18 protein-coding genes, 1 tRNA gene, 1 pseudogene and 1 riboswitch are annotated in these 23228 nt (G+C 68.0%); of the genes and pseudogenes, 11 read left to right on the forward strand and 9 right to left on the reverse strand.

Annotated elements, in window-relative coordinates:
- The first annotated feature begins 293 nt into the window (after positions 1–293).
- Positions 294–3146, forward strand: coding sequence for a type I DNA topoisomerase (gene topA / locus KV110_RS02455; protein WP_218478112.1), 2853 nt, complete (start codon positions 294–296; stop codon positions 3144–3146).
- A gap of 66 nt (positions 3147–3212) precedes the next feature.
- Positions 3213–3716, forward strand: a complete 504-nt coding sequence (locus tag KV110_RS02460; protein WP_218472926.1) for a DinB family protein — start codon at positions 3213–3215, stop codon at positions 3714–3716.
- Positions 3717–3722: 6 nt separating this feature from the next.
- Here the strand turns inward: KV110_RS02460 and KV110_RS02465 are convergent, their stop codons facing one another.
- Complete coding sequence (locus tag KV110_RS02465; protein ID WP_218472927.1) at positions 3723–4268, reverse strand: DJ-1/PfpI family protein; 546 nt, start codon at positions 4266–4268, stop codon at positions 3723–3725.
- 107 nt (positions 4269–4375) lie between these two features.
- On the opposite strand from KV110_RS02465, the gene KV110_RS02470 reads away from it, so the two are divergent.
- Both KV110_RS02470 and KV110_RS02475 read left to right on the forward strand, forming a co-directional pair.
- Positions 4376–5593, forward strand: a complete 1218-nt coding sequence (locus KV110_RS02470) for a DNA polymerase III subunit delta' (protein WP_393537341.1) — start codon at positions 4376–4378, stop codon at positions 5591–5593.
- 116 nt (positions 5594–5709) lie between these two features.
- Positions 5710–5785, forward strand: a tRNA-Thr gene (locus KV110_RS02475).
- 368 nt (positions 5786–6153) lie between these two features.
- Here the strand turns inward: KV110_RS02475 and KV110_RS02480 are convergent.
- Positions 6154–7407, reverse strand: a complete 1254-nt coding sequence (locus KV110_RS02480) for a lipase family protein (protein ID WP_218472929.1) — start codon at positions 7405–7407, stop codon at positions 6154–6156.
- 345 nt (positions 7408–7752) lie between these two features.
- Positions 7753–8805 carry an alpha/beta fold hydrolase gene (locus KV110_RS02485; RefSeq protein ID WP_218472931.1) on the reverse strand — a complete coding sequence of 351 codons (1053 nt, stop codon included), beginning with the start codon at positions 8803–8805 and terminating at the stop codon, positions 7753–7755.
- A 281-nt stretch (positions 8806–9086) separates the two neighbouring features.
- Between KV110_RS02485 and KV110_RS02490 the strand changes: the two genes are divergently transcribed.
- From KV110_RS02490 to KV110_RS02500, 3 genes are read left to right on the forward strand one after another with little or no spacing between them, the layout of a single operon-like run.
- Entirely contained in the window at positions 9087–9503 is a 417-nt protein-coding gene (locus tag KV110_RS02490) for a glyoxalase superfamily protein (protein WP_246634315.1), read from the forward strand.
- Positions 9504–9557: 54 nt separating this feature from the next.
- Complete coding sequence (locus tag KV110_RS02495) at positions 9558–10022, forward strand: DUF2752 domain-containing protein (protein WP_218472933.1); 465 nt, start codon at positions 9558–9560, stop codon at positions 10020–10022.
- Between the two features lie 57 nt (positions 10023–10079).
- A complete protein-coding gene (locus KV110_RS02500) occupies positions 10080–10268 on the forward strand; it encodes a hypothetical protein (RefSeq protein WP_218472935.1) in 189 nt (62 codons plus the stop codon).
- A 5-nt stretch (positions 10269–10273) separates the two neighbouring features.
- Here the strand turns inward: KV110_RS02500 and KV110_RS02505 are convergent, their stop codons facing one another.
- The 3 genes from KV110_RS02505 to KV110_RS02515 all read right to left on the reverse strand — a co-directional run bounded on the left by KV110_RS02505 (position 10274) and on the right by KV110_RS02515 (position 16522).
- Positions 10274–11608 (reverse strand): M1 family metallopeptidase, encoded by a 1335-nt coding sequence (locus tag KV110_RS02505; protein ID WP_218472938.1) that lies wholly within the window; start codon positions 11606–11608, stop codon positions 10274–10276.
- Complete coding sequence (locus KV110_RS02510; RefSeq protein ID WP_218472940.1) at positions 11608–15525, reverse strand: Pls/PosA family non-ribosomal peptide synthetase; 3918 nt, start codon at positions 15523–15525, stop codon at positions 11608–11610. Before KV110_RS02510 ends, KV110_RS02505 begins: the two co-directional genes overlap by 1 nt.
- Before the next feature lie 349 nt (positions 15526–15874).
- Positions 15875–16522, reverse strand: a complete 648-nt coding sequence (locus KV110_RS02515) for a LysE family translocator (protein WP_218472942.1) — start codon at positions 16520–16522, stop codon at positions 15875–15877.
- Positions 16523–16656: 134 nt separating this feature from the next.
- A riboswitch (SAM riboswitch) is annotated at positions 16657–16770 on the forward strand.
- A 47-nt stretch (positions 16771–16817) separates the two neighbouring features.
- On the opposite strand from KV110_RS02515, the gene KV110_RS02520 reads away from it, so the two are divergent.
- The gene (locus KV110_RS02520; RefSeq protein ID WP_218472944.1) at positions 16818–18137 is read left to right on the forward strand and encodes an aminotransferase class V-fold PLP-dependent enzyme; all 1320 of its coding nucleotides are present in this window, start codon (positions 16818–16820) and stop codon (positions 18135–18137) included.
- A 19-nt stretch (positions 18138–18156) separates the two neighbouring features.
- Here the strand turns inward: KV110_RS02520 and KV110_RS02525 are convergent, their stop codons facing one another.
- The 3 genes from KV110_RS02525 to KV110_RS02535 form a co-directional block, all read right to left on the reverse strand.
- The gene (locus tag KV110_RS02525) at positions 18157–18708 is read right to left on the reverse strand and encodes a flavin reductase family protein (RefSeq protein ID WP_343224165.1); all 552 of its coding nucleotides are present in this window, start codon (positions 18706–18708) and stop codon (positions 18157–18159) included.
- A gap of 136 nt (positions 18709–18844) precedes the next feature.
- A complete protein-coding gene (locus KV110_RS02530) occupies positions 18845–19321 on the reverse strand; it encodes a YbaK/EbsC family protein (protein WP_218472946.1) in 477 nt (158 codons plus the stop codon).
- Between the two features lie 53 nt (positions 19322–19374).
- The gene (locus KV110_RS02535; RefSeq protein ID WP_218472947.1) at positions 19375–19695 is read right to left on the reverse strand and encodes a 2-oxo-4-hydroxy-4-carboxy-5-ureidoimidazoline decarboxylase; all 321 of its coding nucleotides are present in this window, start codon (positions 19693–19695) and stop codon (positions 19375–19377) included.
- Positions 19696–19876: 181 nt separating this feature from the next.
- On the opposite strand from KV110_RS02535, the gene KV110_RS02540 reads away from it, so the two are divergent.
- The 3 genes and pseudogenes from KV110_RS02540 to KV110_RS02550 all read left to right on the forward strand — a co-directional run.
- The gene (locus tag KV110_RS02540; RefSeq protein ID WP_218472949.1) at positions 19877–20698 is read left to right on the forward strand and encodes a crotonase/enoyl-CoA hydratase family protein; all 822 of its coding nucleotides are present in this window, start codon (positions 19877–19879) and stop codon (positions 20696–20698) included.
- Between the two features lie 88 nt (positions 20699–20786).
- The gene (locus KV110_RS02545; protein ID WP_218472951.1) at positions 20787–21293 is read left to right on the forward strand and encodes a MarR family winged helix-turn-helix transcriptional regulator; all 507 of its coding nucleotides are present in this window, start codon (positions 20787–20789) and stop codon (positions 21291–21293) included.
- A gap of 22 nt (positions 21294–21315) precedes the next feature.
- Positions 21316–23151: pseudogene (locus KV110_RS02550) on the forward strand (MDR family MFS transporter); the annotation flags it as partial.
- Between the last annotated feature and the right edge of the window lie 77 nt (positions 23152–23228).

Here is a 23228-nt window from a genome sequence, read left to right on the forward strand (position 1 = left end):
GGATCAGGCCGAACCCGCTGCGAACACGCCGGTGGCGCAGCGGCGGGTAAAAGACAAGGCATACTGAGTCGCAGTGACGCGCGTACGCTCTGTGGTTCAAGTCGCAAGCACTCGGCCACACGTAGCGTCAAGGTATAAACGTGTCTGGTGGCGACGCCCAGCCGTCGTCCCCGCTTGCCCCAGCCGCGCACAGCGCCGAAAAGCGCCCGCGCGGGTCGACAGGAAAGGTGTATTCGCCGGTGGCAACACGAGACCGCGGTGCAGCCGACCAGGGCCGTCCCCTGCGTCGTCTCGTGATCGTCGAGTCCCCAACCAAGGCCCGCAAGATAGCCCCTTATCTCGGCCATGACTACACGGTCGAGGCCTCGGTGGGGCATATCCGGGACCTGCCGCGTGGTGCGGCGGATGTTCCCGCCAAATACAAGGGTGAGTCCTGGGCGCGCCTCGGCGTCGACGTGGACCACGACTTCGAGGCCATCTATGTGGTGAGCCCAGATAAAAAGGCCAAGGTCGCCGAGCTCAAGAGCTTGCTGAAGGACGCCGACGAGCTCTATCTCGCCACCGACCCCGACCGCGAGGGCGAGGCCATCGCCTGGCACTTGCTGGAGACGCTCAAGCCCAAGGTCCCGGTCCGGCGGATGGTGTTCCACGAGATCACCGAGCCCGCCATCCAGGCGGCCGCCGCCGACACACGGGATCTCGACAACGACCTGGTCGATGCGCAGGAGACCCGCCGCATTCTGGACCGGCTGTACGGCTACGAGGTCAGTCCGGTCTTGTGGAAGAAGGTCATGCCGCGTTTGTCGGCGGGCCGGGTGCAGTCGGTCGCCACCCGGGTGATCGTCCAGCGCGAGCGCGAGCGGATGGCGTTCCGGTCCGCCGAATACTGGGACATCGCCGCGAAACTCGACGCGGGACCGGGTGAAGACGGCGACACCAGCAACCCGCGGACCTTCGGAGCGCGGTTGGTGAACGTCGCCGGTGCGCGCGTCGCGACCGGTCGTGACTTCGGCTCGGACGGTCAGCTCAAGACCGCCTCCGGTGTGGTCGTGCTGGACGAGGCCTACGCGCACCGCTTGGCCCAGGCCCTGGACGGAGCCGACCTGGTGGTCTCCTCCGCGGAGGCCAAGCCGTACACCCGCAAGCCGTACCCGCCGTTCATGACCTCGACGCTGCAGCAGGAAGCGGGGCGCAAGCTGCGCTTCAACTCCGAGCGCACGATGCGGGTCGCGCAGCGGCTGTACGAAAACGGCTACATCACCTACATGCGTACCGACTCGACCACGCTGTCGGAGTCGGCGATCGCCGCGGCCCGGTCGCAGGCGACCCAGCTGTACGGCGCCGAATACGTGCACCCCAGCCCGCGCCAATACACCCGCAAGGTGAAGAACGCGCAGGAGGCACACGAGGCGATCCGCCCGGCGGGCGACACCTTCGCCACCCCCGGCCAGTTGCACGCGCGGCTGGACAACGACGAGTTCCGCCTCTACGAAATGATCTGGCAGCGCACGGTCGCCTCGCAGATGGCCGACGCCAGGGGCACCACGCTGACCCTGCGGATCACCGGCGTCGCGGCCACCGGCGAGGAATGCGTGTTCTCCGCCTCGGGCCGCACCATTACTTTCGCCGGCTTCCTCAAGGCCTACGTGGAGAGCGTGGACGAGGAGGCGGGCGGCCAATCCGACGACGCCGAATCCCGGCTGCCCGCCCTCGACGAGGGCCAGGGCGTCACCGCGGTCGAGCTGAATCCCGATGGGCACAGCACGAATCCGCCCGCCAGATACACCGAAGCCTCGCTCATCAAGACGCTCGAAGAGCTCGGCATCGGCCGTCCTTCGACGTACTCGTCGATCATCAAGACGATTCTCGACCGCGGCTACGTGTACAAGCGCGGCAGCGCGCTGGTGCCGTCGTGGGTGGCGTTCGCCGTAATCGGTTTGCTGGAAGAGCATTTCGGCCGATTGGTCGACTTCGACTTCACCGCGGGCATGGAGGACGACCTCGACGCCATCGCGGGCGGGCGCGAGCAGCGCGGAAGCTGGTTGTCCAGCTTCTATTTCGGCGGCGACAAGGGCGCCGAGGGTTCGGTTGCCCGGTCCGGCGGACTGAAGAAGATGGTCGGCGAGCGGCTCGACGACATCGACGCGCGAGAAATCAACTCCATCAAGCTCTTTGCCGACGAGGAGGGACGCGACGTCGTCGTCCGGGTCGGCCGGTACGGGCCGTACCTGGAGCGGATGGTCTCGAATCCTGATGACCCCGAAGGCAATTCGGTGTCGCAGCGGGCCAACCTACCCGACGATCTGCCGCCGGACGAGCTGACCCCCGAGGTCGCCGAGAAGCTGTTCTCCACCCCGCAGGAGGGACGTTCGCTGGGCATCGACCCGGCAACCGGGCACGAAATCGTCGCCAAGGAAGGACGTTTCGGCCCCTACGTCACCGAGGTGCTGCCCGAGCCCGCCGCCGAGGAAACGTCGGCACCGGCCAAGAAGACCGCGAAGAAGGCGACCGCGCCCAAACCGCGCACCGGGTCGCTGTTCAAGTCGATGGACCTGGCGACCGTCACCCTCGACGACGCGCTCAAGCTGCTGTCGTTGCCGCGGGTGGTCGGCGCCGACCCGGCTTCCGGCGAGGAGATCACCGCGCAGAACGGGCGATACGGCCCATACCTGAAGAAGGGCACCGATTCTCGGTCGCTCACCAGCGAGGACCAGATCTTCGACGTGACGCTCGAAGAGGCGCTCAAGATCTACGCGGAGCCGAAGCGGCGCGGGCGGCAGGCGTCCGCCGCGGCGCCGTTGCGTGAGTTGGGCAACGACTCGGCCTCCGGTCAGCCGATGGTGATCAAGGACGGTCGCTTCGGTCCGTACGTCACCGACGGCGAGACCAATGCCACGCTGCGCAAGGGTGACGAGATCGAGTCCATCACCCCGGAGCGGGCGATGGAACTGCTCGCGGACCGGCGGGCACGCGGGCCGGTGAAGAAGAAGGCCGCCGCCAAGAAGGCTCCCGCGAAGAAGACCGCTGCCAAGAAGACCGCCGCCAAGAAGGCGACGGCCACCAAATCCACGACCACCAAGACGGTCGCCAAGAAGACCGCCGCGAAGAAGGCGGCGGCCAAGAAAACGGGCGTCGGGAAATCCTGAGTTCGCGGGTCGAGCGGATGGCCGTAGCCTACGGTCCGAAGTGCACGACCCGCGAAAGGATTTCCCATGGCCGACCAGGAACGCGAAGAGCTGATCAAGGTTCTCGCCGATCAGCGAGAACTGTTCCGGATCACGGTGCGCGGCATCGACGACCAGCAGGCGCGGCAGCGCACCACCGCGAGCGAACTGACCCTCGGCGGTCTGCTGCATCATCTGGTCAGCTGCGAACGCCACTGGGTCACCGTCCTCGCCGAGCGGGACGAAACCGCGGAGCTGGACGCGTCGCGCTTCGAGGGTGAATACGTGATGGCCGAAGGCGAGACCGTCGAGGGATTGCTCGCCGAGTGGGACAAGGTCGCCGCGGCGACCGCCGATCTGATCCGCACGGTGGACAGCCTGGACACCTCGGTCCCGACCCCGACCACACCCTGGTCGCCGGAACGGATCTGGTGGACGGTGCGCTACACGCTGCTGCACATCCTGCGCGAGATCTCGCACCACTCCGGGCACGCCGACATCATCCGCGAGGAACTCGACGGCGCGAACAGCACGTACTCACGGATCTCGTGATTCGCGCTATTTGCTGAGCACCCTGAGGAATTCACGCATCCAGGCCGGGTGATCGGGCCAAGCGCGGCCGGTGACGATGTTCTCGTCGACGTAGGCCTCGCTGTCCACGAACTTGGCCCCGGCCGCCTCGATGTCCGGGGCCAACGCGGGGTACGCGCTGCACGAACGGCCGACCAGAACGCCTGCGGCAGCGAGGATCAGCGGTCCGTGACAGAGCGCGGCGATGGGCTTGCCCGCCTCCGCGAAGTGCCGCGCCAGGCGCTGACAGTCCGGGTTGTTGCGCAGATACTCCGGCGCGCGACCGCCCGGCACGACCAGTGCGTCGTAGGACGCCGGATCGACATCGGCGAACGCGATGTCGGCAGGCCAGCTGTGCCCTGGCTGCTCGGTGTATGTGTCGAAGCCGTCGACGAAGTCGTGCACCACGAACTGGAGCTGCTTGACGGCCGGGGCCGCGATGTCCACCTCGTGGCCCTCTTCGAGTAGGCGCTGATACGGGTACATGACCTCGAGGTCTTCGGCCGCATCGCCGGTGATCAACAGAATTTTCACGGTGATTCCACCTCCTCCTCGAGGATCCGCCGGGCCGTCGGCGCGGTCAATAGCGGCGGGTGCGTCGGGCCCACGCGACCCGGCGATCCGTGTCGGTGCGGACGGCTATGGTGTACGGCGTGGCGGGTGTCTTCGATCGGTTGGTCGGCCAGGATGCGGTCGAGTCCGCGCTGACGGCTGCCTCGGTCGCGGCGCGTGCGGAGGTGGTCCAGGGCGCGATGACGCACTCGTGGCTGTTCACCGGGCCGCCCGGATCGGGGAGATCCATTGCGGCACTGTGCTTTGCGGCCGCACTACAGTGCACCGATCCCGGTACGCCGGGATGCGGGCACTGCCATGCCTGTACGACCACCATGGCGGGCACGCACGGTGACGTGCGCCGGGTGATCCCGGAGGGGCTGAGCATCAGCACCAAGGAAATGCGCGAGATCGTGCAGATCGCCTCGCGCCGCCCGAGCACCGGACGCTGGCAGGTGGTGGTCATCGAGGACGCCGACCGGTTGACCGAGGCCGCGGGCAACGTGCTGTTGAAGGTGGTCGAGGAGCCGCCGGAGCGGACGGTGTTCCTGCTGTGCGCGCCGTCGGTCGACCCGGAGGACATCTCGGTGACCCTGCGCTCCCGCTGCAGGCACGTGCACCTGGTGACCCCCTCGGTGCCCGCCATCGCACAGGTGCTGCGCGAGCGCGACAAGCTCGACGAGAAAACCGCGAACTGGGCCGCCTCGATCAGCGGCGGACACGTCGGCCGCGCCCGCCGCCTGGCCACCGACGAGGAGGCGCGGGCCCGCCGCCAGCGGGCGCTGGCCCTGGTCGCCGCGGCCGCGAAACCCGGCGCCGCCTACGCCGCGGCCGACGAACTGGTCAAGGCCGCCGACGACGAAGCCAAACAGATGAGCGCCACCCGCGACGACCGCGAGCGCGAAGAACTGGCCACCGCGATGGGCGCCGGTGGCACCGGCAAGGGCGCCGCGGGCGCCACCCGTGGTTCCGCCGGCGTGCTGAAAGACCTGGAACGACGGCAGAAGTCGCGCGCAACCCGCACCGGCCGCGACTCCCTCGACCGCGCCCTCATCGACGTCGCCGGTGTCTACCGTGACGCCCTCGCCGTCCGCTTCGGCGCCGCCCGCAACGGTTCCGGCGTAGCCCTCACCCACCCCGACATGTCCGACCAGATCCACGACCTGGCGAAGCGCGTCCCCCCCGAGGGCCTACTCAAATCCATCGACGCCGTCCTCGCCTGCCGCGAAGCACTCGACGTCAACGTCAAACCCCGCTTCGCCCTAGCCGCCCTGGCCGCCGCCTTGATGGCCGCGCAATCCGGTTAGTACCGGCGCCCCCGCCCAGTCGCCCCCGCCGCAGCGCCCGCCGCCTCGTGCCCCCGTGACCACCCGTTTTCGCGATCCACCCCCCGAGACGATAGACTCGCCACGCCGAAAGGCACGCCGCCTTAGCTCAGTCGGTAGAGCGCTTCACTCGTAATGAAAAGGTCGCGAGTTCGATTCTCGCAGGCGGCTCCATACTCCCAGTTGAGGGCCGATTTCGGCCTCACCGGAGTTCAACCTTTCTGGCTGAACTCCCGACTAAGTCCCAACAAAGTCGCCGCACTCGCCCTCTGACCGGCCGGGATTGCTCACCGCCCGGGTCAAGGTATCCGTCGTCGCGTGATGCACCCGACTACGTGCCATAGACCACCGCTGGGTCATCGCAGGATCAACGTGCCCGAGCACATCCGCTGTCACGCGCGCCGACAGGCCCGCGTTGTCCAGGATCGTCGCTATGCCCCACGGAAACCGGTGCGCGGTCACGTCGTCAGGTGCGTTTCGGCCGCAGGGACCGAACCGGATCGTGTTCGGACCCTGCGGTATTCAGTGGAGAGGCGCGGTATTTACTGGGTGAGGGAGGGGCAACCGTTGTCGAACGGCAGGCCGTCGAACCGGGCCTGTAGGAAGGGCACTGTCGCGGGGGTGAAGAGGATGCCGCTCAGGAAATGATCGGCGCCCGGGTATTCCTGGTAGCGGACCGGGACGCCGCGGCGGCAGTATTCGGCGGCCAGTGCGCGCTCGTCCGCGGCCACGATGACACCGTCACCGATCCCGTCGGAGTTGCCGCCACCGAGGAACAGCGGGCCCTTCGGGGTGCCCGAATTGCCCATCCGGCCCTGTTCGATCATCGGCGCGAACGCCGGGATGGAGCGGTAATCCTGATACTGCGGTTGCAGGAGCTGTTCGATCCGGAGGCCGGGGAATTTGGGGCCGTCGGCCGCGCACTGGTCGGCGACCTGAGCGACCACCTGCTTGCCGTAATCCGACAGGTAGGGGGTCAAATCGATGCCGAATCCGCGGGCCGAACCCAACAGTACGTAGGGTATGAGCGTCGCCCACTCCTGCTTGCCGTTGATATAGGAGACGGTGTTGACGAGATCGACCGGATAGCCGCCCAATGCGGCCCCGACGATGTCGAGTTCGGGCGCGTAGGTCGGCGCCAGCTCGGCTGCGTACTCGGTGGCGATGGAACCGCCGGAGAAACCGGACATGCCGACCGGAGTCGAGGACGGCGCGTCGAGGATGTGCAACGCCGCGCGGATGCTGTCCAGCGTGGCGTATCCCGATTTGCGGCCGGCCCCGTACGCCAGCTCGGTGCCCTCGTAATCGCTGGTGACGACGGTGAATCCGGCCGCAAGGTAGGCGGCGAAGAGCGGGGTGTCCGCCACCGCGAGCGACCCGCCGCCGCGCAGCGTGTAGGACGGATCGCAGCGCGCGCCGAGCGCATCGTAGGCGCCCTGGTACGACACGATTCGAAGCGGCCCTGAGGTCGTGGGCGGTCGAATGATGGTGGTCACCGTCGCGGCGGGCTCACCGAGCTGGCCGGTTGTCCGGTACAGCACCTGAGTGGCCTCGACCGGCAGCCGCGCGCCCGTGGGGGCGAGCCCGACGGTCCGCGTCTTCAGCACGGCGCCGGGTGCAATATCGGCCAGCGAACCCTCGGCTCGGTAGAACGGATCTTCGGTCGGAAACAGCAGGGCGGTATCAGCCTCTGCCGCCGCTTCCGCGGCGAATGAAAACATCGGCAGCGCAACCACCATCGCCAACACCGCCACGACCCGCCGCAACGGCGAACCCGAGCCCGCTACCTCGTGCATCACTGGATATCTCTCATCCGGTTGTCCCCCAAGCCATCTCGACCCTTCGCGACGCTAACAGCCTTTCCGGTCAGCGACATGACCACATTTCTGGTGGGGGGCGAATTCGTTTCGCCCGCTCGCTGCTCCGGGGCTACCGTGGACGGCTCGGAACCACCATGGCGGCAGGTCTGTCCCGAGCATCGCGGCCGGACCTCCCCGAATCCAGATCTCGTGGTCTGATTTGGAGTACTGACCGCCACTGTCGGCGTACTCAGCCGAAGGGTGGGCGGGGCCGGTGAATTGATCGGCTAGATGTTGCTCCTGGGCCGGGCGCCGTTGACCAGCCCAGGAGAACAGTAGGGGTCAGCCCGCGGCGGCCGTGCGGAGATCGGCCTGCTGGGCGACCAGCTCTAGTTCCGCGTTGAAGCGGTCGGCGGCCTCGATATTGCCGAGATGGCCGGTGGGCCAGCTGTGATAGGCGGCGAGGTGGCCGGTGCGGGCGAGCACGTCGGCGATCCGGCGGGACATCCGCTCCGGCAGGAGCCGGTCATGGCTGCCCGCGATGACGGTGGTCGGAACGGTGAGATGGGCGGCGCCATCGCTGACATCGAGATCGGCCAGCGCCGCAGCGTGCCGCCCGCGGGTCAGCGGACGGCAGGAGCGGACGATGCCGAGGGAGAAGTTCACCTCGTCGGCGGTGGCCGCCCTGCCCATCACCCGACTCTTGAACACCGTGCCGATCAGCCAGCCGCCGGGCAGCGGCACGGGCGTGGTCAGCACCGTCTCGGAGACGAACGTGGGCAGCCGGACCGGCGCGCCGAGCACGGTGACCGGCTTGTTCTGCACCGTGAGCTGCTTGTTCAGCAACGGAAGCAGGTCGGTGTCGTAGCGGATGTTGCCCGAGGTGGTGTTCAACAGGATGGCCGCGGCGGCACGGGTGCGGACCTGCTCGGGATAGCGAGCCGCCCATGCCTGCACCGTGATGCCGCCCATGCTGTGCCCGGCGAGCACGGCGCGCTGGCCGGGGCGCAGGGTGGCGTCGAGCACGGCGGACAGGTCGTCGGCGAGGGTTTCCCGGCTCGGCATCCGGGTGCCGAGTTGGCTGGCGCCGTGGCCGCGCTGGTCATAACAGACCACCCGGTACCGATCGGCGAAGGCGTTGATCTGCGGGTTCCAGTATTCGATGCTGCAGCTCCAGCCATGGATCAGCACGATGACCGCGCCGTCGGCGGGACCGTAGGCGTGCACCCGGAGCCGGGCGCCGTCCACGGTGGTGACCGGGATGACCTCATGGGGGGCGGTGGGGGCGTTCAACGACGCGGTCCGGAAGGTGCGTGATCGCAACCCGGCACGATAAGCGGCGGTCAGGGCGCCATTACGCGCGTCCGCCAGCGTCTTCATCGACTTCACCAGCATCGAGCACTCCTTTGTGTCTTCCGCCACAGTACAGTGCAAGCTGGGTGCTTGCTAGTGCAAGCGCGTCGTAGCGGATCTTCCTGGCTCATCGGTGTGGGTACCCTGATTTCGGTGCAGTGACACTGTCTCTCTTCACAAAGAAACGCGATCGAGATAGCCGTTCTGCTGAGTTCATCGCGGCGTGCACGGCCGCGTTAGCCCGCGAAAGTGGCGATCCAGTAACGGTTTCCGCGAACGTCCGCACCGGAGGAAGGCGCGGCGATCGCGGACACCCTTCGATCATGTCGGTCCCCAGTGCCATGATCGGTGGTGTGGCTTCCGATGAGATCGGCTTCGCAGCACCCATCCCCGTACTTCGCATGTTCGACGTCGCCAGGGCGTACGAGTTCTACCGCGACTACCTGGGTTTCACCGTCGACTGGGAACACCGGTTCGGCGACGACTTCCCGCTGTACGCGCAGCTCTCCCGCGGCTCGGCGACCCTCCATCTCAGCGAACACCACGGTGACGGCACCCCCGGCACCGTCGTGTGGATAGCGGTGGACGACATTCAGGCCTGGCACGCCGAGCTGGCGGGTAAGGACTACCGCTATGCCAAGCCCGGCTGCCCAGAGGACGGTCCGGGCGGCCCCGGTTTCGAACTGGTGGATCCTTCCGGCAACACCCTGCGTTTCGCTCAGCCCGACCAGGACGAGTGACGGGCACGGTCATCCTGTGGCGACGACCTGTCGGCCACGGTTACGGTTGATGCTGTGGAGAGCACGCACGTTGCCCCGGAACCGGCGGCGCATCAGGAACCGGCGCCCCCTACCCGGTCCGGTTGGCGCGGCGTAGGAGTCCCGCTGCTGGTGGCGGGTGTCGGCATCGGCGTGGGTGTGCTGTTGCACGTGCGCGATCCACATGTCGAGGGCTCCTATGGCGTGTGCCCGGTGTACGCGCTGACCGGATGGTGGTGTCCCGGCTGCGGCGGAATGCGGGCGATCCACAACCTGACCGACGGAAACATCCTGGATTCGTTGCACAGCAACCTGCTTGCGATCCCGCTGGTGCTGGCCTTCGTCCTGTGGGTGAGTGACTGGACGCTGCGCGCCTGGCGTGGCCGGCGTATGCGCCTGCCCTCGATCAACGGGCCGACGATGTGGACCTTCTTCGCGCTACTGACGATCTACACCGTGCTGCGCAATACCCCATGGGGCACCTGGCTCGCCCCGGTCTAGCCCGGATCCGGCGCGCCACGCGCGGTTCGCCCGCCGCAGACCGGGCAAGCTGCAAGCATGAGTGATTCATTGAAGGACCGTATCCGGATGAAGCTACTGCGCCAGCTGCAAGAGGACGGTGCACCGGACGCCGAGCACGACGATCCGCGCCAGATCTCGGTGGAATCCGACCTCGAGGCACTCAACAGCGTCCCCGACGACGACCCCCTCATCGAAGAGCTGGCCGCGCGATATCTGGTGTTCTGACGGAGCTACACCGTCGACGGCGGAAGCTGGGGGAGCGACTTCTCGACCAACCAGCCGTCCCATAGCGGCCGGAGCGGGAACCGGCTGTAATGCCCGGCCAGATCGGTGAACTCCTCGGTGCTGACCGAGCCGTGGCGATAGCGAATCGTCCACTCCCGCAACAGATCGAAGAACGCCAGGTCGCCCAGTTCCAGCCGCAAGGCGTGCAGGGTGAGCGCACCGCGTTTGTAGACCCGATCGTCGAACATGTGCAGCGGGCCAGGGTCGCCGACGGCGATGTCCTGCGGCTGCCTGGACAGGTTGTGCCTGGCCGCGCGGGCGAGCTGGTCGGCGGTTGGCCCGCCCGCCGACTCGGACCAGATCCATTCGGCGTAACAGGCGAAACCCTCGTGTAGCCAGATATCGCGCCACTGGGCGATGGTCAGGCTGTTGCCGAACCACTGGTGCGCCAACTCGTGCGCGACCAGCCGCTCGGCGCCACGCCTGCCGTCGCAGTGGTTCGCGCCGAAGATGGAGATGCCCTGCGCCTCGATCGGAATCTCCAGATCGTCGTCCGTGACCACCACGGTGTACGCGTCGAACGGGTACGGACCGAAGCGCTCGGTGAAGATCTCCATCATCTGCGGCTGGCGGGCGAAGTCGTGCTCGAAGTTGGCGCGCAGCCGGGGTGGGGCGATGGCATGCATCGGCACCGCGCTGGGCGGCGAAACGATGCGGTGCTTGTGATACGGCCCGATCTGGACGGTTGCCAGATAGGTGGACATGGGTTCGGCCTGCTCGTACACCCAGGTGGTCTGGCTGGCCTTGACCTGCTTGCGCAGCAGCGTGCCGTTGGCCAGCGCGTAGTACGGGCTGTCGGTGGTGATCGAAATCCGGTAGCTGGCTTTGGAACTCGGATGGTCGTCGCACGGGAACCAGGACGCGGCGCCGTTCGGCTGGCTGGCCACCAGCGCACCCTCGGTGAGCTCCTCCCAGCCGACCGCGCCCCACGGCCCACGCACCGGCCGCGGGACGCCACCGTATTGGACGACGATCGACAGCACGCCGCCCGCCGGAATCCGCTGCTGCGGCGTGATCATCAACTTGCCACGCTGGTGCACGTATTTCGCGGCCTTGGCACCGTTGACGAAGACCTTGGACACGGTGAGTGCCTGGGCCAGATCCAGCGAGAACCGCGGCTGCACGGCGGTGGTCACCGCGGTGATCTCGGCGCGGCCCGCCAACCGGTTGCTTGCCACCTTGTAGATCAGGTCGAGTTCGTACCGCGATACCCGGTAGCCCCGATTCCCGTTCTGCGGCAGGTACTCATCGATCGGCGCCTCGTAGAACTTGCCCGGCATCAGCGGGCCGCCCCCGGGTCGCCTCCGAACCACGGCGCGATCGGGTTGCCCCACCAGCGAGTGGACGGGGGCACGGTGTCACCACGCATGACCAGTGAGGCGGGACCGATCGTCGCGCCCTCGCCGATGGTCGAGGCGGGCAGCGCGACGCAGTGCGGGCCGAGGGTGGCGCCCGCGCCGAGGGTGACGGTGTCCATGGCCATGATTCGATCGTGGAACAGGTGGGTCTGCACGACGCAGCCGCGTTCCACGGTCGCGCCGTCACCGAGTGTCACCAGGTCCGCCTCAGGTAGCCAATAGGATTCGCACCATACCCCGCGGCCGATCTCGGCACCGAGTCCGCGCAGCCACAGATTCAGCACCGGCGTACCCGTCGCGGCGCGCGCGAACCACGGCGCGGCAACGGTTTCCACGAAGGTATCGGAGACCTCGTTGCGCCACACGAACGAGCTCCACAGCGGATGCTCCTCGGCCCGGATCCGGCCGACCAGCAACCACTTCGCGGCCACCGAACTCGCGCCGGCGACCGCACCGGCGGCCAGCAGCACCAGGCCGCTGAGCAGCGCGGTGGGCAGATGGCCGATGCTCCGCGCGAGCCAGGCCAGGGTGAACAGCACACCGAGTCCGATGCTGAAGGTGACCAGCACCGGGACCAGGCGGCAGGTTTCGACGATGCCGCGCGCCAGCCGCAGCTTCGGCGGTGGGTCGAAAGTGCGTGCGGTGTCGGAGCTTTCCGGCGCGCGGCGCAACCGGACCGGCGGGCTGCCCAGCCAGGACGAGCCAGCCTTCGACTTGGACGGCGCGGCCGAAAGAACCGCTACCAGGCCATTTTTCGGAACCCGCCGACCGGGCGCGGTCATCCCGGAGTTGCCGAGGAAGGCTCGCTTGCCGACCTTCGCCTCACCGATCCGCAGCCAGCCGCCGCCGAGTTCGTAGCTGGCGATCATGGTGTCGTCGGCCAGGAACGCGCCGTCCGCGACCGTGGTGAATTTGGGCAGCAGCAACACCGTCGACGCCTCGACGCTCTTGCCGATCTTCGCGCCGAGCAGGCGAAGCCAGACCGGCGTGAGCAGGCTGGCGTAGAGCGGGAACAGGAAGGTGCGTGCCGCGTCCAGCAGGCGCTCGGTGGACCACACCTGCCAGCCGACCCGGCTGCGCACCGGGTGGTAGCCCTCGGTCAGTCCGATGCTGAGCAGCCGCACCGCCAGGATGGTGACCACCGCGTACACCGCCAAACTGAGCAGCGTCGCGACCGGCAGGATCGCGAAGGCGCGGCCCAAACCGCCAGCGAGGGTGCGGGTATCGCGGATGAACCAGGCGATGAAGATGCCGCCCGAGCCGAGCCCGAGGATGGGCACGGCGGCCAACGCCATCGAGGTGACGCCGAAGATCGCCACCCAGTGCGCCGCCCGAGCGGGTGTGTGGCCGGGCCAGCGATGGTGTGCCTTACCGACTTTCGAGGCGGGCGAGCCCGCCCACTCCTGCTCGGCTTTGACCTTGCCGGATACCGCGGAGCCGGGAGCGATCTCGGCGTTCTTGCCGATCCTGGTGCCGGGCAGCAGGATAGAGCGGGCGCCGATCACCGCACCCGCGCCGACGGTGACCGGGCCGAGGTGCACGACGTCGCCGTCGATCCAGTAGCCGGACAGGTCGACCTCGGGTTCCACGCTGCACCCGTCGCCCAGTTCGAGCATGCCGGTCACCGGCGGGAGGGTGTGCAGATCGACGCCCTTGCCGATCTTCGCGCCGAGCGCCCTGGCGAATGGGACCATCCACGGTGCGCCCGAGAGGTTTTCGGCGCCGCTGGCCTCGGATAGCCGGACTGCCGCCCAGAGCCGCAGATGCACCGAACCGCCGCGCGGATACCGGCCGGGCGTAACCCCGCGCAGCAGTAGTCGAGCGCCCGCGACGCAGATCGCCATCCGGCCGGGCGGCGAGATGAAGAGCAGGAACGCGGCCAGCGTCCACCACCAGGACAGGTGCGGTAGCCACGGCAGCGAGCCGGACCAGCCCGCGATATTGCCGACGATCGCCAGCCAGGTGAGCCATTGCAGGCCGGTGAGCGTGGTGAGCGGGATGGTGGCGAGCACCTGCGTCCACTGCGCGAGCCGCGGTGTCGGGCGCACGACGCGCTCCTCGACGGCGACGGCCGGTGTGCTCTGCTCCAGCAGTTCGACCAGCGCGCCGAGGCGCGGATGGTCGTAGAGGTCGGCGACGGTGACCTGCGGGTAGCGCTCGCGCAGCGCGGTGACCAACTGGGCCGCCGCCAGCGAACCACCGCCCAGCTCGAAGAAGTCCGCATCGAGGTCGGTGGCCTCGCCGCCGAGGACCGAATCCCACAGTCGCGCAACCCATTGCGCGGTGCCGGTGAGTTCGCTTTCGGTATCGTCGTCGGTGTTGTTCGGTAACGGCCATGGCAGGGCGTTGCGGTCCACCTTGCCGGAGGTGCGGGTGGGCAGTTCGTTGACCACCGCGAGCCGGGGGACCAGTGGCGCCGGAAGTTGTTCGGCGAGTTGGGCCCGCGCGGCCTTGGCGTCGAAATCGGGGCCGGGTCCGGTGAGGTAGCCGACCAGAATCTTGTTGCCCGCCTTGGTGGTTCGTATCGCGGCGGCGGCGCCGGTGATGCCGGGCAGGTGTTGCAGCGCGTTGTCGATCTCGCCGAGTTCGATGCGGCGGCCGCCGAGCTTGATCTGATCGTCGGCGCGGCCGAGGAAGACCAGCCCCGCGCGGTCGTTACGCACCAGATCGCCGCTGCGGTAGGCGCGTTCCCAGCCGAGCGAGGGCAGCGGCGCGTACTTTTCCGCGTCTTTGGCGGGATCGAGATAGCGGGCCAGGCCGACGCCGCCGATCACCAGCTCGCCGGATTCGCCCTCGCCCACCGGGTTTCCGGCCGCGTCGACCACCACCAGGTCCCAGCCGTCGAGCGGGAGCCCGATCCGGATCGGCCACGTGTCGTCGAGCAGCGCGGCGCAGGCGACCACCGTTGCCTCGGTGGGGCCGTAGGTATTCCAGACCTCGCGCTCCGTATCTCCATTCCCGGCAAGACGTTCGGCGAGTTCCGGCGGCACCGCCTCGCCGCCGAAGATCAACAGCCGGACCGCGTCCAGCGCCTCGGCGGGCCAGGTGGCGGCCAGCGTAGGCACCGTGGAGACGATGCTGATCTCCCGGCGTACCAGCCATGGGCCGAGGTCGGCGCCGGTGCGGACCAGGTCGCGCGGGGCGGGGACGAGGCAGGCGCCGTTGCGCCAAGCCAGCCACATCTCTTCACAGGAGGCGTCGAAGGCGACCGAGAGTCCGGCGAGCACCCGGTCGCCGGGGCCGATCGGGGCGTCCGGCAGGAAGAGCCTGGCCTCGGCGTCGACAAAGGCGGCGGCGTTGCGATGGGTCACCGCAACACCTTTCGGCGTCCCGGTGGAGCCGGAGGTGAAGATGATCCAGGCGTCGTCGGCCGGGGTCGGCGCGGAACTTGTGCTCGCGTCGGGTGAGTTGTCCGCTGCGGCACGGATTCCCACCGGTGTCGTCTCGATGCCCGCCGCGGTCACGATCGCGGTGACCTGAGCCTCGCCGAAGACCAGCTGGGCCCGTTCGTCCGGGTCATCGGCGTCGACCGGCACATAGGCGGCGCCCGCGTAGAGCACGGCAAGGATGGTGAGGTAGAGGTCTCGGGAGCCCGACGGCATGCGCACGCCGACCCGGTCACCCGGCCGCACACCCGCCTTGGCCAGCCGGGCCACGGTCTGCTCGATCTCGGCAACGAGTTCGAGGTAGGTGAGCACCGTGTCGCCGTCATCGATGGCGGGTGCATCGGGGTGGGTCAGCGCGGTGGCGGTCAGGATGTCGACGAGAGTCCGGGCCGGTGGCGTGTGCGGGGTCCGTAGGAGCGGATCCACCGTCGCGTCAACCTGTGGCTGGAGCATGACGCCCTGCCCACCTCCCATTCGACCTGCCTCGCACTTCCCTGGTGTTGTTGTGTCATAGCTGGGTTACCAGTGGGCAAACACCCTGGTGACCAGTTGTCCACGGTACTCGGGGTTGTCGACGTTTGTTGTTCACCGGCGCGGTTGCGGGGCTCCCGAACGCGGGCCGAGTCGTTGCAGGTCGTGGCGATTTCTTGCGGGCGCGCCGAAGCAAGGCCTGGTGGGCGGGTTCCGCGGCAGGTTCGCCAGATAGTCGCTGGGTCGGTGGGTTCGCCCTGTTGTGATTCCGCTCATCGCCCCGGTGATATTGCAGCTCAGGGCGTTTCGAGCACCGCCGCGGCGGTGGGATTCAGGCCGCTGAGGCGGCGGTGCCGATGCCGAGGGTGGCCAGGATGGCGGCGCTGGCCTGTTCCAGCCGTTCCCGGATCTTCGGGCGGCGCAGCAGCGCGACCGCGCGGGAGGCGACCAAGGCCAGGATCACCATCTCTACCGCGGCGATGAGCGATTCGATGGCGCCGAGCGCGAGGGTGTTGACGAAGGTGACCTCGGTGAGGAACTGGGGTAGCACGGCGAGATAGAACAGGCCGACCTTCGGGTTGAACATGCACGAGACGATCCCCGCGGTGAACGCCGAGCGAACCGAGGTACGGGTGCCCGTGCCGGTGTGCGCCAGGCCGTCGGAGTCGCCGGCTTCCCGCGCAGCCCGCCGCTGCCGCCGTTGGTCGAGCAGCGCGCGAACACCCAAGTACACCAAGTAGATTCCACCCACCACCTTGAGCACGCGGTAAGCCGTCGCCGACTGCTCCAGCAGCGCCGCGACACCGGCCGCGACCACCACCGCCCACAGAATGCCGCCCAGTGCCGACCCGATCGCGGCGGCGATCCCCGGTCGCGCGTCCACCAGCGAGAATCGCAGCACCAGGAACGAATCCGGCCCAGGCGTGATCGACAGCAGGACGCACACCCCGATAAAGCTGAGCAGCAGGGAAACCGACACCCCGCAATGTGATCCCAGAACCCCCGAATAAGCAACGCATTTCCGCCCCGCCCGCCCAACCCGACCACTACGCGCCGCGGCCACGCCGACGACACAGTTGACAGGGTCGGGCTGTTTCTGCCAATCTCGGGTCAGGTCATGAGTACCAGCGTTCAGCCCCGGCTTGCTGGTCGGCAACCCTCCTCCGCGGTGGGGTGCTCCGGGTGACGACCAGGCCGACGCCCGACCGGGTGCGGCAAGCGCGGACTCGACGAATCATCTGATTGCGGGTCCCAGAGCCGATGGGATTTATCTGATGACTGTTGTTGTGGATCGTAACTGTGCCGCTCTTGCTCGGGTGTCCGGCGATGACCTTCAGGTGCCGCTCGTCCAGGGCGGGACGACCACCTACGCAAACTTCGACTACGCCGCGAGCGCACCCGCATTGGCCCAGGTCACCGACCGGGTGCAGCAGTTGTTGCCGTTCTACGCGAGCGTGCACCGCGGCGCCGGCTATGCCTCGCGGATCTCCACCGAGTGCTACGAGGCTGCCCGTGGTTCGGTGAGCCGCTTCCTCGACGCGGCCGACGACCAGGTGGTGGTGTTCACTCGCAACACCACCGATTCGCTGAACCTGCTCGCCTCCTGCGTGCCGGGCGACACCGTGGTGCTCGACATCGAACATCACGCCAACTTCCTGCCATGGACCAGGCACGGCCGCCGGGTGGTCCAGGCCGGTGCCACCGTCGAGGAGACCATCGGCCGCTTGGTCGCCGAGTTGTGCAGCAAGCCCGCCGCGCTGCTGGCGGTGACCGGCGCGTCCAATGTCACCGGCGAGGTGTTGCCGTTGGAGCGCCTCGCTACCATCGCCCACCAGTGCGGGGCACGCATCCTGGTCGATGCCGCGCAGCTCGCGCCGCATCGGCGAATCAGCTTGCGCGACACGGGTATCGACTATGTCGCATTTTCCGGGCACAAGTTGTACGCGCCGTTCGGTGCCGGCGTGCTCGTCGGTCGCCGGGATTGGCTGGACAACGCGGAGCCGTACCTCGCCGGTGGCGGCGCGGTCCGCGAGGTCACCACCTCCGGCGCGGAGTGGGCGCCCGCACCGCAGCGGCACGAGGGCGGTTCGCCGAACGTGCTCGGGGCCGCCGCACTCGCCGCCGCCTGTGACGCGCTCTGTGAGATCGACGCCGACACCCTCGCCACTCACGAACATCACCTCGCCGACCGGCTCCGCGCCGGTCTCGCCGCCATCCCCGGCGTGCGGTTGCTCCGCATCTGGACCGACGCCCCCGACACCGTCGGCATCGTCGCTTTCACCCTGGACGGTTTCGTCCCCGGCCACGTCGCCGCCTACCTGTCCGCTGAACACGGCATCGGCGTCCGCGACGGCCGTTTCTGCGCCCACCCCTTGCTCGCCCGCCTCGAGCTCGACGGTGCCCTGCGCGCCAGCATCGGCCTCGGCACCACCTCGGCCGACATCGACCGCCTCGTCCAGGCCGTAGCCACCCTCGTCCACACCGGCCCCACCTGGAACTACGCCAGCACCAACGGCCTCTGGAACCCCACCCCCGAGACCCGGCCGTTCACTTCCCAAGCCCCGACCGGCGCCGCGCCCTGCCTTGTCGGCTGAGTCGGGGCTCGCAGGGGGTTTAGTCGCCGAGTTTGGTGGGGCGGTGGTATTGGCCGTTGTAGTAGAGGAGGGGGGCGGCGGTGGGGGTTTCGTTGGTGTTGTCGTGGACTCGGGTCACCAGGCCTACGACCAGGGTGTGGTCGCCGATGGGGATGAGTTGGTGGATGGTGGCGCGGACCCAGATGGGGGTGCCGTGCAGAACTGGTTCGCCGGTGTCGAGGGTGGTCCACAGCGAGCGGTCGGTGAAGCGGTTCTCGGCGGTGCGGGCGAAGCGCTGGGCCAGGTCGTGCTGGTGTTCGCCGAGGAAGTGGATGACCACGGAGTCGGCATCGACCAGCGCCGCCAGACTGGACGAGGTGTGCGAGATGTTGAAGGAGACGAGCGGGGGCGCCAGCGACAGGGACGCGAACGAGGTCGCGGTGAAACCGATCGGGCCCTGCGGTGAGTCCAGCGTGACGACGGTGACACCGGCGGGATAGTGGCGCATCGAGGCGCGGAACTGCTCGGCGGTGATGCCGCTCAGATCGTCGGGGATCTGGAAATCCGTGGCGGGCCGTTGTGCTTCGGTCACACGTCCGAAACTACGCCGTGGTCGGCTGCGACGGGTGATCGCGTCGCCTGCGGAAAATTGATTCCGCCGGTCGCCGACGTCACTGTTGCGACACCTAGGTCTGGCCTGAATACGCGGAGCGGCGGGCTCGCGTGATTCAGTCGACGTCGATCGGCAGACCGGCGGTGATCCGCACCAGTTCTTGAAAAGAGGTGCGGAACACCGTGTTCGGGTGCCCACCTGCGGCCCACACCTCGCGATGACGGGACAGCGCGGTGTCCACCCAGGTGGGCAGGTTGGTGGGGTGACCGACCGGTGCGACACCGTTGATCGGCTGCCCGGTCACCTCGCGAACCAGGTCGGCGGGGGCCATGGTCAGCGTCCCTTCCAGCCGCTTTCCGGTGGACTCGAGGTCCACCTCGTGCGCGCCGGAAACCAGCAGCAGCACCGGATCCTCGTCCAACAGGAACACCAGCGAGGTGGTGATGGCACCCACGTCGACCCCGAGCGTTCGCGCGGCATCCGCGACAGTGGGCGTCGGTGCCGGCTGGGTCACGATGACACCGTGATGCCCTCGGGCGATGAGGGTGTCCGCGACTCGGCAGGCGATCGGTGGCAATGTCGACCTGCGCATGTCACCAGAGTAGAGCGATTGCGGGTGGTGCGCCCGGCTACTCGGCGAATGCGTCAGTATTCCGGATACCCCTCGCTCGGCCCGAGCATTCGTGCGATCCTGGCGCGTGTGACGTGTGCCAGCTCGGTCACCCTGCTCCCCGAGACCGGTTCGTGCACAACTACTTCGAGTGCTCGATCGAGATCCGCCTGGGACAACGCGAGCAGTTCGACATCGGCCTTGGCCAGCAGCGCGTCCCGATCCGGATAGGGTCGGGCGTCGGCGAGCTTGGCGGCCCAGGTGACATTGCAGCAGCAGTCGAAGAGCGCGTGTATCGCACGGGCGCGCGAGATTTGGTTGAACCGATCAAGGCCGATTCCCTGATGCATCAGCATGATGGCCTCCGAGCCGATGAATTGAGGTTTGCTGACTCGATTAATGATCCGCTCGACAGCTCGGCCGGAACCAGTGCGCCGCATCAATTTTGCGAAGGATTTACATGCCGGGTCACCATCGGTCGGCGGCCTCCCGGCAGCCTTGTGAGCGCCGCGAAGTAGACACCTCTACGCTGGTCAGATGACTGATTGGCAGGCTTTTACCGTCGAAACCAAGGACTACGTCGCGCAGGTGACCCTGACGGGTCCCGGCAAGGGCAACGCGATGGGCCCCGATTTCTGGCGCGAGCTGCCGGAGATCTTCCAGGCGCTGGACGCCGACCCCGAGGTGCGCGCGATCGTGCTGACCGGCTCGGGCAAGCACTTCTCCTACGGCCTCGATCTGCCCGCGATGAGCGGCACGTTCGGTCCGCTGATGGGAGACCGGGCGCTGGCCGCGCCGCGCACCGAGTTCCTGACCGAGGTCCGCAAGATGCAGGCGGCGGTGACCGCGGTGGCGGACAGCCGCAAGCCGGTGATCGCCGCGATTTCCGGCTGGTGCATCGGTGGCGGGCTCGACCTGATCGCCGCCGCGGACATCCGCTACGCGAGCGCCGACGCCAAGTTCAGTCTGCGCGAGGCGAAGGTCGCCATCGTCGCCGACATCGGGTCGCTGCACCGGCTGCCCGGCATCATCGGCGAGGGCCAGTTGCGCGAGCTCGCCTACACCGCCAAGGACATCGACGCCGTGCGAGCCGAGAAGATCGGCCTGGTCAACGACGTGTTCGAGGACCAGGACGCGGCGCTCGATGCCGCACACGCCACGGCACGCGAGATCGCCGCGAACCCGCCGCTGGTGGTGCAGGGTGTAAAGGACGTGCTCGATCAACGGCGCAAGGACGAGGTGGCCGCCGGACTGCGCTATGTGTCCGCCTGGAATGCCGCGTTCCTGCCGTCGGAGGACCTCACCGAGGCGCTCAAAGCGGTGTTCGAGAAGCGCGCCCCGGAGTTCAAGGGCGAGTAAAGCGTCGTTTACCGCTTGCCCCAGTACCAGGCTCGTCCGCATACTTGCATCGCACAACTAATTGATTGATGCAAGCAAGGATGAGGGTGTGGACGACGAAACGATCGACACGATCGCGGTGCAGCTCACTCGATTGCAGCGGATTCGCGACCGCACGGCGGCCCAGATCGGCACCTGGACCAAGGACGGCCTCGATCCCGCCGCATTCGGCGCACTGTTGCGGCTGTGCTGCGACGGACCGATGCGATCGGGCGCGCTCGCGGGCGCATTGCACGCGGACGCGTCGACGGTCAGCCGCCAGGTGGCGCAGTTGGTCGGCCGGCAATTGGTCGAGCGACAGGCCGACCCGGCGGACGGCCGGGCCACCGTACTCGTCGTCACCGACCGCGGCCGGGCCATCGCCGAACAGATCCGCAGGCGCCGCAACGAGAACCTGACCCGGGTGATGGCCGACTGGGCGCCACAGTCCAGGGCCGACTTCGCCGAGCTGCTCCGGCGGTTCGTCGACGACTTCGAGCGCACCAGGCCGGAGATGATCGCCGCGATGCGCCGCAACTGGGATGAGACCTTTACTGGGACGGAGAACGACACGTGACTGAACGCAGCGAGCGAACCATCGGCACCACGACCGGCGACGAGGCGCGGTCGTGACGACATCGGAGACCGTCGCAGCGCCCCCCGCGTTCAGCCACCGCCAGATCCTGGTGATCCTGAGCGGATTGATGCTCGGCATGCTGCTCGCCGCGCTCGACCAGACCATCGTGTCCACCGCGATCCGCACCATCGCCGACGATCTCAACGGCTACTCGATGCAGGCGTGGGCGACCACCGCCTACCTGATCACCGCCACGCTGGCGACGCCGCTGTACGGCAAGTTGTCCGACATGTTCGGCCGCAAGCAGTTCTTCATGCTGGCGATCGCGATCTTCATCGTCGGCTCGCTGCTGTGCACGCTGGCCCAATCGATGTATCAGCTGGCGGCGTTCCGGGCCGTCCAGGGCATCGGCGCGGGCGGACTGATGTCGCTGGCGCTGACCATTCTCGGCGATATCGTCGGGCCGCGAGAGCGCGCGAAGTACCAGGGTTACTTCCTCGCCGTGTTCGGCACCTCCAGTGTGATCGGCCCGGTGCTCGGCGGCGTGCTCGCCGGGCAGGAGACGATTCTCGGTGTCAGCGGCTGGCGCTGGGTGTTCCTGGTGAACGTGCCGATCGGCCTGATCGCGCTCGCGGTGGTGTACCGGGTGCTGAAGCTGCCGAAGCGGCCGCATTCCACCGACCGGGTCGACTGGTGGGGTGTGCTCGTGTTGGCGATCGGACTCGTCCCGCTGCTCATTGTCGCCGAGCAGGGACGCGAATGGGGCTGGGCCAGTGGGCGTTCCATTGCCTGCTATGTGATCGGGGTGGCGGGCATCATCGGATTCGTCTTCGTCGAGAAGGCGCTGCGGGATGCCGCGCTGATCCCGCTGCGCATCTTCAAGAACCGGACCTTCGCGCTCGGCGTGGTGATCTCGTTCGTTGTCGGTGCCGGAATGTTCGGCGGCATCTCGCTGCTGCCGCAGTACCTGCAGGTGGTGCGTGGGGCGAGCCCCACGCTGGCGGGCTTGCAGATGCTGCCGATGGTGCTCGGGCTGATGACCGGTTCGGTGGTGTCCGGCCAGCTGATCGCGCGGACCGGCCGCTATCGCACCTTCACGATCATCGGCGCGAGCATGCTGACGCTCGGCTTGTTCCTGCTGCACTTTCTCAACGCCGACAGCCCGCTGTGGCTCGCGATGATCTTCATGGCGTGCACCGGTTTCGGGCTCGGCAACCTGATGCAGCCGCTCACGCTGGCGCTGCAGAACGCGTTGCCGCCCAAGGACATGGGCGTGTCCACCGCGGCCGCCACCTTCTTCCGGCAGATCGGCGGCACGCTCGGTGTCGCGGTGTTCCTCTCGATCCTGTTCGCGCAACTCACCCCGAACATCTCCGAGGAGATGCGCAGCGCCGCAACCGATCCGCAGTTCCAGCACGCGGTGGTCGAGGGCGCGCGCAGCAGCAACCCCACCGACGCCGCCTTGGCGAAAGGCCTGCTCGCGCAGGACACTTCGGCTGCCGGACAGGTGCTGAAGGACAGCTCGATCATCCAGCAGCTGAGCCCGGACCTGGCCCGCCCGTTCAAGGTCGGCTTCGCGGACTCCATGTCCACCGTGTTCCTGTCGGCCACCGGTGTCGCGCTGCTCGCGCTGATCCTGGTGCTGTTCTGGCGCGAGGTGCCGCTGCGGTTGACCGGCGGCATCGAGGCGGCCAACGCCGAAGCGGCCGAAGCGTCCGACGAGCCGAAATCCGGAGCGCACGTGCTGGACCAGACCGGTTTGCTGCTCGGCGGTGGTGAGGCGGTGAGCCCACGGAACGGCAGTGATCCCGGCGACCGTGCGTCCGGTAGATCGACGGACGGCTCCGGTTCGGCGTGAGCGAATTCGGTCCGGCCGGGCCCGGGGCGACGACCGCTTCGGGCCCGGTGGGCACCGCACGCTGCGGACGCATGCTG

This window comes from Nocardia iowensis (assembly GCF_019222765.1).
GTDB classification, from domain to species: domain Bacteria; phylum Actinomycetota; class Actinomycetes; order Mycobacteriales; family Mycobacteriaceae; genus Nocardia; species Nocardia iowensis.